This window comes from Nostoc sp. NOS(2021) (genome assembly GCF_017115025.1).
Classification (GTDB): Bacteria; Cyanobacteriota; Cyanobacteriia; order Cyanobacteriales; family Nostocaceae; genus Nostoc.
Map to the genome: position 1 here is coordinate 1 of NZ_JABXKM010000114.1, position 13,769 is coordinate 13,769.

Annotated in this window: 9 protein-coding genes; 6 read left to right on the plus strand and 3 right to left on the minus strand. The window is 39.2% G+C overall.

Going from position 1 to position 13,769, the window contains the following annotated elements; genetic code table 11:
• Window positions 1-54 precede the first annotated feature (54 nt).
• From HWQ41_RS14160 to dacB, 4 genes are all read left to right on the plus strand, one after another.
• The gene (locus tag HWQ41_RS14160) at window positions 55-1,317 is read left to right on the plus strand and encodes an MFS transporter (RefSeq protein WP_292763761.1); all 1,263 of its coding nucleotides are present in this window, start codon (window positions 55-57) and stop codon (window positions 1,315-1,317) included.
• A gap of 132 nt (window positions 1,318-1,449) precedes the next feature.
• On the plus strand, window positions 1,450-3,363 hold the full coding sequence (gene ilvB, locus HWQ41_RS14165; RefSeq protein ID WP_292763610.1) for a biosynthetic-type acetolactate synthase large subunit: 1,914 nt from the start codon (window positions 1,450-1,452) through the stop codon (window positions 3,361-3,363).
• A 625-nt stretch (window positions 3,364-3,988) separates the two neighbouring features.
• Window positions 3,989-4,537 (plus strand): tellurite resistance TerB family protein, encoded by a 549-nt coding sequence (locus tag HWQ41_RS14170; RefSeq protein ID WP_292763612.1) that lies wholly within the window; start codon window positions 3,989-3,991, stop codon window positions 4,535-4,537.
• A gap of 75 nt (window positions 4,538-4,612) precedes the next feature.
• On the plus strand, window positions 4,613-6,076 hold the full coding sequence (gene dacB, locus HWQ41_RS14175; RefSeq protein ID WP_292763614.1) for a D-alanyl-D-alanine carboxypeptidase/D-alanyl-D-alanine-endopeptidase: 1,464 nt from the start codon (window positions 4,613-4,615) through the stop codon (window positions 6,074-6,076).
• A gap of 186 nt (window positions 6,077-6,262) precedes the next feature.
• Here dacB and HWQ41_RS14180 read toward each other — a convergent pair whose 3' ends face one another.
• The 3 genes from HWQ41_RS14180 to HWQ41_RS14190 all read right to left on the minus strand — a co-directional run bounded on the left by HWQ41_RS14180 (window position 6,263) and on the right by HWQ41_RS14190 (window position 7,467).
• Window positions 6,263-6,760, minus strand: a complete 498-nt coding sequence (locus HWQ41_RS14180) for a GNAT family N-acetyltransferase (RefSeq protein ID WP_292763616.1) — start codon at window positions 6,758-6,760, stop codon at window positions 6,263-6,265.
• Window positions 6,761-6,811: 51 nt separating this feature from the next.
• Complete coding sequence (locus HWQ41_RS14185) at window positions 6,812-6,940, minus strand: hypothetical protein (RefSeq protein ID WP_292763617.1); 129 nt, start codon at window positions 6,938-6,940, stop codon at window positions 6,812-6,814.
• Between the two features lie 212 nt (window positions 6,941-7,152).
• Window positions 7,153-7,467 carry a hypothetical protein gene (locus tag HWQ41_RS14190; protein ID WP_292763618.1) on the minus strand — a complete coding sequence of 105 codons (315 nt, stop codon included), beginning with the start codon at window positions 7,465-7,467 and terminating at the stop codon, window positions 7,153-7,155.
• Window positions 7,468-7,738: 271 nt separating this feature from the next.
• On the opposite strand from HWQ41_RS14190, the gene HWQ41_RS14195 reads away from it, so the two are divergent.
• Together HWQ41_RS14195 and HWQ41_RS14200 are read left to right on the plus strand one after the other, a co-directional pair.
• Window positions 7,739-11,233, plus strand: a complete 3,495-nt coding sequence (locus HWQ41_RS14195) for an RNA-directed DNA polymerase (RefSeq protein ID WP_292763619.1) — start codon at window positions 7,739-7,741, stop codon at window positions 11,231-11,233.
• Between the two features lie 17 nt (window positions 11,234-11,250).
• On the plus strand, window positions 11,251-13,707 hold the full coding sequence (locus tag HWQ41_RS14200; RefSeq protein WP_292763620.1) for a 3'-5' exonuclease: 2,457 nt from the start codon (window positions 11,251-11,253) through the stop codon (window positions 13,705-13,707).
• The last annotated feature ends 62 nt before the right edge of the window (window positions 13,708-13,769 follow it).

Consider the following 13,769-nt stretch of genomic DNA (forward strand, 5'->3'; position numbering starts at 1 on the left):
CCCCATGCCCAATGCCCAATGCCCAATGCCCCATCTACCCAAAGAAAGTATTTAATGTTTCCAACTGAACCTGCTGCTGTTAATAACGGGTTTGGCGCACTGCTAAAAAACCGTGGTTTTATGCTCTTGTGGATTGGGCAACTGCTGTCCCAGTTAGCAGATAAGGTTTTCTTCGTTTTGCTGATTGCTCTACTGGAGAACTACCCACCGCTTCCTGGGTTGGCACAAAACTCGATGTACTCAACTTTGATGCTGTCGTTTACAATACCAGCAATTTTCTTCGGTTCTGCCGGTGGGATCTTTGTTGACCGCTTGCCAAAAAAGCTGATTATGGTCGGCTCAGATGTGGTGCGGGGAATATTGACGCTGTGTCTTCCCTTGTTACCACGAGAGTTCGTGATTTTGTTAATCCTGACTTTTGCCATTTCTACGGTGACGCAGTTTTTTGCACCAGCTGAACAAGCAGCGATTCCCTTATTGGTGAAGCGAGAGAATTTGTTAGCAGCCAATGCGCTGTTTACCAGCACGATGATGGGAGCTTTAATTGTTGGCTTTGCGATCGGAGAGCCGATTTTGAGTTTGGCGAAAAGCTTGATGGGAGAAGAATACGGTCAAGAGCTTGTGGTTGGTGGATTATACATATTATCGGGTGCGATCATCCAGCCGATTAAGTTTAAAGAACCCAAACGACCGAAGCAAAATCGGGCATCAAATAACCCTTGGGCTGAATTCACCGATAGCCTGCGCTATCTCAAGAAAAACCCTTTGATCTTGAATGCGATGCTGCAACTGACAACTTTATATTGTGTGTTTGCAGCGTTAACAGTGCTGACAATTCGATTAGCCGAAGAGTTTGGTTTAAAAGAAAAACAGTTTGGCTTTTTCTTAGCAGCAGCAGGGGTGGGTATGGTATTTGGTGCGGCGATTTTAGGTCACTGGGGTGAAAAATTTCATCACAAGCCCCTACCTTTAATTGGATTTTTGATGATTGCACTAGTTTTAGGGGTGTTCACTTTTACGCACAACTTGTTGCTGGCGCTAGGACTCTGTGCATTTTTGGGTGTAGGTGCTGCCTTAATTGGTGTGCCCATGCAAACTTTAATTCAACAGCAAACACCACCTACCATGCACGGTAAAGTATTTGGCTTTCAAAATCATGCCGTCAACATCGCTCTGGCCTTACCTCTGGCGATTACTGGGCCATTAACTGATGCTCTGGGCTTGCGATTTGTGCTTGTAGGAATGAGCCTTGTGGTTGCAGTTGTCGGTGTTTGGGCTTGGAAAAATACCCGCAAAGTCTTGCAAGACGTAATTTAATTAATGTAGGCTAATAGTCTAGATTTATATTTAATATATAAAATTCTCAGATTTTGATTGAACTTTTCAATTAAAATGAAATATCAACTACAGAATTCAGCATTAATTTTAGCTATAGTCTGAGGTTTGACCGTGCGTTCACAAAGTGTCTCCGTAGGAGATTTGCCTGACCAAATTACTCTCCCACAAATCGATAATCACAAACAGTCTCGTACTTCTAGCCCGCCAGTCGTGCCCAAACGTGCATCTGGAGGTTTTGCTCTGCTTGACAGCCTTCATCGCCACGGCGTTGATTATATTTTTGGTTATCCTGGTGGGGCAATTCTCCCAATTTACGACGACCTGTATAAGGTGCAAGCAACTGGCGCTATGAAGCACATTCTCGTGAGACACGAGCAAGGTGCAGCCCACGCTGCTGATGGTTACGCCCGTGCCACAGGGAAAGTAGGAGTATGCTTTGGCACTTCTGGACCAGGAGCAACTAACTTGGTGACAGGCATCGCCACAGCCTACATGGATTCGATCCCAATGGTTGTGGTTACAGGACAAGTAGCACGTCCGTCGATTGGTACAGATGCGTTTCAAGAAACTGATATTTACGGGATTACCCTACCAATCGTCAAGCACTCCTATGTAGTGCGTGACCCCAAAGATATGGCGCGAATTGTCGCCGAAGCCTTTCACATCGCTAGCACTGGGCGTCCGGGGCCAGTTTTGATTGATGTCCCCAAGGATGTAGCTTTAGAAGAATTTGACTATGTACCTGTGAAACCAGGTTCAGTAAAATTACGCGGTTATCGTCCGACGGTAAAGGGAAATCCCCGGCAGATTAATGCCGCGATCCAGTTGATTACTGAAAGTCGCCGTCCGCTATTGTATGTCGGTGGTGGTGCGATCGCAGCTGGTGCCCATGAAGAAGTCAAAGAACTAGCTGAATTATTCAATATCCCTGTCACCACAACCTTAATGGGGATCGGTGCATTTGACGAACATCATCCCCTAGCTTTGGGAATGTTGGGGATGCACGGCACTGCTTACGCTAACTTTGCCGTTAGTGATTGTGACTTGCTGATTTGTGTCGGTGCCAGATTTGACGATCGCGTTACAGGCAAGTTAGACGAATTCGCCTCCCGCGCCAAAGTAATTCACATCGACATCGATCCCGCAGAAGTCGGCAAAAACCGCGTTCCCGAAGTACCCATCGTCGGCGATGTGCGGAATGTGTTAGTAGACTTGTTGCGTCGATGCCAAGAAACAGGGGTCAAGGCTACACCTAATCAAAACCAAGAGTGGCTGAATTTAGTTAACCGTTGGCGCGAAGAGTATCCTCTAATAGTGCCGCACCATCCCGACAGCATTTCACCCCAAGAAGTGATTGTAGAAGTCAGTCGCCAAGCACCCCACGCTTTCTACACCACAGATGTCGGACAACATCAAATGTGGGCAGCACAATTCCTGAAGAATGGCCCAAGGCGCTGGATTTCTAGTGCTGGTTTGGGAACGATGGGTTTTGGCTTACCTGCGGCAATGGGCGCGAAAGTGGCGTTTCCTGATGAAGAAGTCATCTGTATCAGTGGCGATGCCAGTTTCCAAATGTGTTTGCAGGAACTTGGTACACTTGCACAGTATGGGATAAATGTCAAGACAATAATTATCAATAACGGCTGGCAAGGGATGGTGCGCCAGTGGCAGCAAGCCTTCTATGGTGAGCGTTACTCCTGCTCAAACATGGAAGTAGGGATGCCAGACGTAGAGTTGTTAGCAAAAGCCTATGGGATTAAAGGCATGGTAATCCGCGATCGCAGTGAATTGAAAGATGCGATCGCCGAAATGCTGGCACATAATGGCCCGGTAATCGTGAATGCCCACGTCACCAGAGACGAAAACTGCTATCCAATGGTAATCCCTGGCAAGAGCAACGCTCAAATGGTCGGTTTGCAGAAGCAACCGCCGAAAGCCGCAGTAGAAGCAGTTTATTGTAGCCACTGTAGTGCAAAAAATGCTCCTACCCACAACTTCTGCGCTGAGTGTGGGACGAAACTGTAACGCTTTTCCAAGAAATAAATTACTACTACTTGTGGGGTGGGCCGAAAAGCCATTGGTGTCAAGTTAAGCCAAAACCCTTTTAAAACCTCGTTTCCAGCCTCTGGCTGGAAATGCACCTCATCGCAGCTCTGCCGCCAGCAAGAGAGGCGGAGCCTCAACGACGGGCATTCCCAGTCTGAGACTGGGAACGAGACAATCTCTAAAAGCTTGTTCTAGGCTGGTTTTCACGTTAAGTTGACACCAATGGCATCTTGCCCGCCCTTGATTACGAACTCTCGTGTCGCCCACCCCACAATAAATAGTTGGATATTTTTTTGTTTGGAACAGGACTTACGTAAACAATAGCCGAAAAGAATGATTTTCTTCTTAGGGGCAATTCATGAATTGCCCGTACAGCGTGTACTTTTGCGTAAGTCTTATGGAAGTCCTTAACGCTTTTTGATAATTCTGGGCAGTTTAACCGTTTTTATACGCAGAGGAATATATTCTTTGCGTATTTTTTATGAAAAAAAGATTCATCCGAATGTGTTTTTCCGCATTCTTTTGGGAATCCTAAATTTTAGGAAGCCTTCTAAGCCGCAAGGTATTACTTCCTGAAATATCACGTAACCTTTAAAGGATAATTATGTCTAAACGCAAGTTGCCCAAAGGCCGTAGCACCAGTTCAGTTGCTCTAGAACCAGAAGTTGCGATCGCAGTTATAGGACTTTTTTCCGCAGCTGCTGATGGTGATGGTATAACCATAGAAGAACAATACGCTTTGAGTAAAATGCTGGGTGCCGTTTCCCACTTTGAAGATTTCTCTGATGAAGACTTTGAAGAGTTGACCGAGAAAGTCACCAGCTTACTAGAAGAAGAAGAACCTGAAGTTCTAATCAAGCAGGCGATCGAATCCTTACCGAATAAAGATTATCGAGAAGCTGCATATATCACCGCTATCTTAGTGGTGGGGATTGACGAAGAAGTACCCGAAGCAGAACAGGATTATATCTCTGAGCTTCAGGAAGCCTTGAAAATTTCAGACAAACGAGCACAAGAACTCATAGACGAAGTATTCGGGGCAGACGAGGAAGACGAGGAGGACGAGGAGGACGAGGAAGACGAGGAAGATGAGGAAGGTGAGGAAGATGAGGAAGAGGAAAAACAAAAAGGAAAAGCAAAAGCAAAGCGTTAATTTCCTCCTGTCGAACTGACGTTAAAAAAATGCCACACCAAGGTATTATCATCAAGTAGTTTTAAGAACTATGTGATGACCAGGAAAATTTCTCTTAGCTTGATGCTGCTGTTTCTGGGTACTCAAATTGGTGTTACCCAGCCAGCAGCTAAAGCACAAACCCCAGTTGCACCAACAACTACCACAAAATCAATTTGCTCTACCCAACTGGGAACAGCTATAGATGCTGTAATCAATCGTCCCTTATTCAGTCGGGGGCGCTGGGGAATTTTGGTGCAACCCCTGTCAACGGGGCAAACTCTTTACAGTCGGGATGCTCAGAAATATTTTACTCCCGCGTCTAACCTGAAGTTGCTGACAACAGCAGCTGCATTGCAGCAGTTGGGTGCTAATTTTCGGATTCGCACCTCAATTTATCAGAATGGCAATGGTGTTTTACGTGTTGTCGGTAGGGGAGATCCCAGTTTAAGTGATACTCAACTGCAAACATTGGCACAGCAGCTAAAACAGAAAGGTATTACTCAAATTCAGCGCTTGATAGCTGATGATAGTTATATTCAAGGAGATATTGTTAACCCCACCTGGCAATGGGAAGATGTGCAGTCAGACTATGGCGCACCAGTCAGCAGCTTTATTCTAAATCAAAATATTTTTAGCTTAAAACTTGTACCGCAGGCTGTAGGTAAATCTTTACAAGTGCTGTGGATTGATGCTGGCGAGGCGAAACAATGGCGGATAATTAATCAGTCAGTAACCGTTGCCCAAAATCAACCAAGCTACGTCAACGTTACCCGCGAATTATCAGGAACAGTATTACGAATTCAAGGACAACTGACAACGAATTCTGAACCGTCTTTAATAGATTTGCCTGTAGTTGACCCTAATTATTACTTCTTACGGCGCTTCCGTACTGCTTTGGCAACAGAAAAAATTACCTTGGGGCAAACATTAGTCGTAAGTGGTGGTGTTAATCAAGCGGAAATAGCATTTGTAGAGTCGCCACCTTTATCGGAATTATTAATGGAAACTCTTCAGAATAGTAATAATCTTTATGCTGAAGCACTGCTGAGAGCATTAGCTGTAAAAAAAACCAGAGTGAAAAATCAAACTAGCGCTGATGTCGGTTTGGAAGTTGTCAAAGCGAGTTTAACTCAATTGGGAGTTGATCCAGCAAATTATGTATTAGTGGATGGTTCGGGTTTATCACGTCGGGACTTAGTGACACCAGAAGCTTTTGTACAAACTTTGCGAGGAATCGCAAGAACACCAACAGCATATGTGTATCGCGCATCTTTACCCGTAGCGGGTAAAAGTGGAACCTTGAAAGGCCGCTTTCAAGATACACCTGCTGAGGGCATTGTCCAAGCAAAAACAGGTACGTTAACGGGTGTAGTTTCTCTATCTGGATATATGAATGCGCCTAAATATGAGCCGTTGGTTTTTAGTATTATCGTGAATCAATCGGAGCAACCTGCAACAGTTGTACGCCAAGCTGTTGATGAAATTGTTGTGTTGCTAGCACAGTTGCGGCATTGTTAAGAAATGTTTAGAGATGCAAAATTTTGCGTCTCTACATTCGTCTACTCTGGTAATTAATTGAAGCGATCGCAGTATAGGATGATCAGAACACTGATTTGTGAAAATTCTCTATGTCCAGATCCCCGACTTCTCAAAGAAGTTGGGGATCTAACTTTTCACGAATGATTTAGGATTGCTATAGCTATCTCAGATGTCAATAATTCGGAGTCCCATGATTACTAAGTCCCGTTCAACGCTGTCAATTTCGGCAACTTTAGGTAAATGTCCCCAGTTTTGAAAACCAAATGTTTCAAAAAGTTTTAAACTGGGTTGATTGTGGGCGAAAATGAAGCAGACTAGGGTCTTTAAACCCAAACTAGGACTTTCGCTAATTGCTTGTGCTAATAGTTGTCGTCCCAAACCACACCGATGAAAGTGAGGGGCTATGTAAATACTAATTTCGGCAGTCGTACTATAGGCGGGCCGCCCATAAAAAGATTGGAAACTAAGCCATCCAGCAATTACTCCCTCTACTTCGATTACCCAAATTGGACGTTGTAAAGGCGATCGCGCCTTAAACCAAGAAAAGCGACTTTCCACAGATATTGGCTCTAAATCAGCAGTTGCCATGCGGCTAGGAATTGCAGCATTGTAAATTGCCACAATTGCAGGCAAGTCAGTTTCAGTCGCATGGCGAATAGTCATTGCTGGCGTCTTGGAGAAAATTTTGAGAAAATATTCAAAAATAATACAGCGTTACAGAAGCCGTAACCCACCCTTGTATCTTAGAAGAAGTGGTAGACCGTCGCTTGGATAGCAAGCCGCAGTTCCTCCGGTTCCTCCACCAACAACTAAAACATCAGCTGTATAGGTTTGATGAAGCATTTCTCACCTCGCTGGAATGTACCCATTTAGGCTAGATCAGACAAGATAGTTTTAATATCCGTTGCTAGAGAAAGGTATAAATAGCTTCCTTTTTTGGCATATCAGCGTATAAAATAATATATATTTAAATTGCATAGTTAAGGCGGGCAAGATGCCCACCCCACAAGAGTTTGCACAATTGAGAATGTGCAAGTTAAATGTCCGAAAGCTTGTTATGCTACTGACAGATGTTTGAACGGACGATCTCGCTCTTTTAATTGTTGATCTAACTCCTCTTTGTAGGTATCAAGTTGCCGAGTTTTCATTGCTTTGAGAACGCGCTGATTACGAGAGGGAATTCCAAGCTGTTCAAGCAACCGCATAATCTCTTGCATTAAATAGCCACGTCTCTCATCGTCTTGTTTTGCCTTTATGAAAGAAATTGCGGTTTTCATACATTTAGTTTTTTCAGACACAGATTCAGGACAGGAGAAAAATGATTGTAATAAATCAACAGCCGAGCTATTATTGTTAGGCGTGGTTCTCATTTTCATTAATTACTGAATTATTCAGTGGATTTGAGGACTTAGTTTTTAGAAACTATTGAACTGAAATAAGTTAATAGCCTATCCCAAAGACAACTGGGAAAGGTTAACCAAATCAAAAGGCAATCCAATGGCGTTGGATTGCCTTTTATCTGTTAATGCCAGTATAAATGTTTTTTACTAATTTACCAATAAGTATTTATATTTATTGTCATATTTATTTTTACAAGCCACTATACAGTTGTAGATGTATACTGAAACAATAGCGTAACTTATGATAAGCAAGAAAGATATTGAGCAACGTCTACAAGAATTAGACTGGACACTTTACCGGCTGGCAAAGGAATTTGCTGAACTTCGTGCTAATCGTGCAGGTGAAAAAGAAGCTCCTCCCGCATCGCGCTATCACACCTCCCTTGGCAAAGCTATAGATAATCCAGGTACATCCAAGCTAGAAACCATTGAAGATATAGTTCAGGTTCTCAACGGAGAGCTAACTATTTTATGGGAAGCGAAAAAAGTAGTTAGTATTCGACTAGAAGATGAAACCATAGAAGCTCTAAAACAGAGAGCCAAAAATGATGGAAAGACTATTAATGAAATAGCCAAGCAATTGTTGTTGCAAGCACTTTCAGGACTTCCCGCGCAGAACTCCAAACAACGCACTAATTTAGTTATGGCTGAAGAAGCCAAGATTTATCGTTCTTTTCATCCTGTGATTGCATCTGCTTATTCTGCCGTACATCAATGGTTGTTAGAAATACCAGAAGCAAAGGGATATCAAGAACTTGACTACTCAAAGGATATTTCAAACTCGTTAGATAAAGCAGATTTAAAAAGTACAGCATTTCAGTTTTACACTCTCTTTCCTCGTCACTATTTTGAGGCGGCTCATGTTTTAGATAATGTTATTCAGTCAAATAGACTACTGAGAGGAATTAAATATAATCCACGTATTTATTTAGTAGATGTTGGTTGTACGATGGGTGCTGCTACTGCTGCTTTTATTGAAATGATTCTAACTTTGCCAAAAGAGGAAATTCAATCAAAAACAATAGAAATTGTTTGTGTAGGCATAGAACCAAACATTTATAGCTATGCTATTTATAAAAAATTGATGCAGGAACTAGAGGCAAATATTAAACCATTTAATATTCACTTAGACTTCAAGGCAATTAATCAGCCTTTTGCCCAAGCAATGATGAGTACAATTAGCCATTTGCAAAATAAGCTAAATGATAAAGATTCTTCTATGAAAGTTTTATCTAATCTTTTCCTGATGCAGCTTGATATTGCTTCTTCTATTGGGAAAGATGACGTTCTGAAAAGGGAACGAGATAAAAAGCTCAAAGCTTTAGGATTAGAACCAGATTTTGATACAGAAATAGAAAAAGAGTTTTGGCAAGATGAAGCACTTTCTTTAAAACGGTTATTAGAGGAAGTACCCATTGAAAAGTTACATTTGATGACAATAGGAACAAAAAACTTAGAAAAATCTCTTCAACAAATAATTAAAGTTAGTGATATCGCTGAGGGAATAAAAGCTATCAATACAGCGATCAACAAATTCATTGGTAAAGATCATAGAATCTCTTATGTTCTTGAAGATCAGCAAGCAGTTAATTTTGAAAATCCTATTAATAGTTATTGGCAAAGCCAACATATATTCAATTATGCTGCTAAATTTCAGGCTGCTTTTCAAACAATCAAAAATAGTGAACTTGAAGAAGACAATGAATGGAATAAATTGGTAAGTTTGGATAATATAGAGTTAGCTTGGGTTAAAGCTAGAAGCAATCTATTTAATGAGTCTTTTTATGATGAAATAGAGATCCGGTTATTTGAAAATAATCTGGATGAAAACCTTCAGATGCTTGTTGATAATTTAGTTGACAAGCTATATTCGGATAATCTTCTGCCAACGAATCAAGACATTGATTATAAATTTGTCAAAGGTAGAGCAAAAGGTCGCCCAAAGCAGCTAACTCGCTTAGAAGAAGAAATACTAGCTATTGCTATTCTGCAAACTATTGGAAAAAAAAACAAACCCGACCTTAATTTTTATTCGTATAACCTCAAATTTGAACAGACAGAAGACTTATATGAAGATTACTTTCCTCTCTATAAAAATTTTTTAGAAGTATCAAAAAAAAGTGCTAATTATTATCAAGATGGTGCTGTTTTAAGAACTGACATAGAATCATATTATGTCACAGTTATTCAAGAACAGTTACTTGATATTACTGAAAGAGAATTAAAAATCACCAGTCAACGGATTAAGTGGTTATTAAGAAAAATTATCAAACAAAATTTGAATGGACATGAAAATGGTATAGGACTTAAACAAGGAACTCTAACATCAGGCTTTTATGCTAATTTGTATCTGAAGTCAATTGATGATTATTTTAGTAAAGATAAACAGTGGGAAGATATATTAAATTTTCATCGCTTCGTTGATGATATGATTGCAGTGACTCGACATGGCATTAATATTAAATCATTTGCAACAGAATTAGAAAAAAAACTCAGCGAACTTGGACTTCATCTTAATAAAAATAAAACCGAAGATTATGATAATATTTCAGATTTTTTACCAACCATAGAACTAGATACTAAACTAGAGAAATTAAATAAGGACTTTAATGTAATACTTTATCCTTTATGGATAATGAATTATGATTACCGCACTGAATTTGAGTTAGCTAATAGTAGTCATGACGAAAAAGCATGGTGGCTACTTATTAAAATTTATCAACATTGTTTATATTCTTTGGGAATTTATATCACCGAAATGCGTTTGAGCCGTAAAATATATCAAAAATTAGTTGCACAAAATTTAAATAAGAAAAAAGAGTTAAGCTTTTCATATTTTCCTAATGATGATAATTTTATCATCATTTCTCAATGGGCTAATAAATTTCAAGAATTAAATGATAGTTGGCTTTATAAAAAAAATCAGATTAAGTCTCGAGTTGTTAGTCTTTTTCAAGACAGTTTAAAAGAGCTTAGAGATGTTACTAAAGTTTTCAGTGAACAAAGTAGTTTTCTCAGTAAAAAAGAAAAGCGGGAATTAAATGTAAACCGCAGAAAAGCTGAAACTCGCATAAGATCATCTATAAATAAATTACTGATTTTAGGTTTTGATAAAGTTTGGCAAGAAATTGTTGACCTTATTTGCGATCCTGACTTATTTGTGATTCGTGATTTACTAGATATTATTGTTGGTTTAGCTTCTCAAGGATATGCCGATGCAATTAAGCAACTATGGCAATATTATCAAAAAGAAGAAATTGCCACAGAAGAGCCAAGTCAATATATGCGTGCTATTCTGATCGAAGCATTTCGCTTTCTGCCAATACTTGAGTTAGAGAATTGGCAATTAATATTTCAATCTGCAACAGAAGGTAAATCTGATATTGAAAAGCTTAAAGCAACTGAAACTTGGCTATATTTAGGTTGTCTTGCCAAGCCATTTGTGCAACCTAAACATCTTCAAAATGTTGTCAAGGCTTTAAATAGTGTTCCTTCTCCATTTACTCGACTCAAGAAAAACTACATCTTGATTTTGGGGATGTACAACTACGACTTACCAGATAATCTTCTTCTTTCAGATGAAGAGAAAAATGATTATTTAATCAAAGATGCTTTGAAACTTGCAGAATCAGGAAAAGTATCAGAAATCTTCAAGGAAGTTGAACCAGCAAGAGTTAGACAATATTACAACCTGAAACAAGCAGCCGTTACTAAAGATAAACAATATTCTCAGTAAAAATTATCATACTTTCTATGTCTCAAACCCAAGCAAATCCAGAACAACTAAAAATAATCAACCACATCAACGGAGCAATATTAGTTCTTGCTCCAGTCGGAACTGGTAAAACCCGCGTTTTATCAGAAAGAGTAGTGAAAGCTATTAATAGCGGCATTCCTGCTCAAAAAATACTGTGTCTGACTTTCACTAACCGCGCAGCTAAAGAAATGAGCGAACGGTTAGCAGAAATTTGTCCAAAGCAATTTCGCTACATTACAATCAAAACTTTTCATAGTTTATGTACTTCAATACTGCGAGTGGAAGCTCGTCAAATTGGTTTACCAGCATATTTTGTAGTTTATGATGATGCTGACTGTCTTGGACTAATTAAAGATATTTTTCGTCTTACAAAAGACAAAGAAGCTCAAGATAAATTTTCTCAATTAACTGACTGTAAAGTTAAAGCTAGTCAATTGCAGTTATCTCCCAATTATCCCTTAGAAAAATTATTTGCACCTTTAGGAATAGGTGATGCAAAATTAGCTAGTCAATATCAAAGCATTCTCCAAGAACGTCATTCTCTCGATTTTGCCGACTTAATCTTTTATGTTCGCTCAATACTAAATTACTATCCTGAAATTCAACAAAGATGGAAGCAACACTTTGACTTTATCCAAGTTGATGAAGTACAAGATACTCATCTATCCGAATATGAAATTGTCCGTTGTTTAGCTTCTCGTACTGGCAATATTGCTATGATTGGTGATTTAGATCAAACTATTTACGAGTGGAGAGGTTCTGAACCTGATAAATTTATCAGTCAATTTAAACAAGAGTTTCAACCTCAAGAATATTCTCTGACTTGGAATTACCGTGCTACTCAAACCTTACTTAATGCTGCTTCTGGTTTTGCTGACTCTTTTGAACAAAGATACACAAAAATTACCCCTGCACCTAATTGTGAGGTTGGAGAATTAATTCCAGTTTATGCAGGTAAAAATGAATTAGATGAAGCTAAATGGATTGCAACACAGATTCAAAAATTAGCTAATAATGACCCCAATTTTCTCTATAACCGTATTGCTGTTTTAACTAGAAATCATAAACGAATTGAGATTATTACTAAAGTTTTAGAAAAGTTAAATATTCCCTGTATAACAGTTGAGCAACATCAATTCTTCATGCGTCAGGAAGTTAAAGATACTTTGGCTTATCTACGATTAATATTAAATCCTTTTGATGCAGGTTCAATGCGTCGGATGTTACTGCGTCCAAATCGGGGAATTGGTTCTGTGACTATTGAGAATGTCATCAAAGAGGGAGAAGCTTGTGGGTTTAAACTCACTGATATGGCTTCAACTCAAACTTTTATTGATGGCGACCCTTTTAGCAATTTACTAAGTGCTTATAATTCTGGCACAATTGTTGTTTTTGATGTGGAAACAACTGGTTTTTCAGCGAGTCAAGATGAAGTTATTGAAATTGCTGCTTCTAAATTAGTTGCAGGGAAAGTAGAAGCAGAATTTCATGCTTATATTGCCAATACTGTTCCAGTGGGAGAATCAGAACTAATACATGGTTATGGTGATGATTTTTTATCTGTAAATGGTAGACCTTCAATTGATGTTTTACAGGAATTTTTATGGTTTATTCAAGATGCTTTATTAGTTGGGCATAATCTTGGCTTTGATATCAAGATGATAACGTCCCATGCTCAAAAAGTCGGTTTATTCACTCCTAAATTTCAATGGGCAGATACTTGGGATTTAGCTAAACGCTTTATAGAATCAGATAGCTATAGTCTTGAAGCTTTGGCAACTAAATTAAAGCTGACTCAATTACCCACTCATCGTGCCATTGACGACACTCGCACAACGGTTGAATTGTTGGCAATCTTAATGCCTATAATTGGAATTAATACTGACTATCGCCAAGCTTTAGTCTATCATTATGGGCAAGAATTTGAAAATTTAGCTCATAATATTGAAAGTTGGAAAGATGCCAGCCAAAAATTACGTCCAGCAGATTTATTAGGTAAAATTTTTGTTGAGTCTGGTTTATATGACTATTATCACCAGGACGAACCAAAACGCCTAGAAAATATCAAACGGCTAGTAAAGATTTTTCAAGCACAGGATGATTTAGAACTTCATCCAGATACAGCACTCAGAAGCATTATTGAGTATACTGCATTAGCGAAAAATTTAGATCAAATTTCTCAGGATAATAATCAAGTCCTTGTTATCACAATTCATCAATCAAAAGGCTTAGAATTCGATACAGTTTTTCTAGCTGGTATATCTGAAGATGAATTCCCCACCTATTTCAGTGTGCGTGATAGTAATTTAGAAGAGGAAAAACGTCTATTTTATGTAGCTATGACAAGGGCAAAAAAACGCTTGTTTATATCGTTTTTTATGAAAGATTCTAAAAACTATTCAAAGTCCAAAAGTCAGTTTATTGCTTCACTCCCTTGTGAGTATTTAGTTTAAACTATAGGAATCCAACTGGAGTATTGCTAAGTATACTGAGAACCAAAACTTGAACTGGTAAT

Coding starts and splice junctions, on each gene's coding strand:
- HWQ41_RS14170 (WP_292763612.1), top strand. CDS start 3,989: ATGTCTAAACGCAAGTTGCCCAAAGGCCGTAGCACCAGTTCAGTTGCT.
- HWQ41_RS14190 (WP_292763618.1), bottom strand. CDS start 7,467: ATGAGAACCACGCCTAACAATAATAGCTCGGCTGTTGATTTATTACAA.
- HWQ41_RS14180 (WP_292763616.1), bottom strand. CDS start 6,760: ATGACTATTCGCCATGCGACTGAAACTGACTTGCCTGCAATTGTGGCA.
- HWQ41_RS14160 (WP_292763761.1), top strand. CDS start 55: ATGTTTCCAACTGAACCTGCTGCTGTTAATAACGGGTTTGGCGCACTG.
- HWQ41_RS14200 (WP_292763620.1), top strand. CDS start 11,251: ATGTCTCAAACCCAAGCAAATCCAGAACAACTAAAAATAATCAACCAC.
- dacB (WP_292763614.1), top strand. CDS start 4,613: ATGACCAGGAAAATTTCTCTTAGCTTGATGCTGCTGTTTCTGGGTACT.
- HWQ41_RS14185 (WP_292763617.1), bottom strand. CDS start 6,940: ATGCTTCATCAAACCTATACAGCTGATGTTTTAGTTGTTGGTGGAGGA.
- HWQ41_RS14195 (WP_292763619.1), top strand. CDS start 7,739: ATGATAAGCAAGAAAGATATTGAGCAACGTCTACAAGAATTAGACTGG.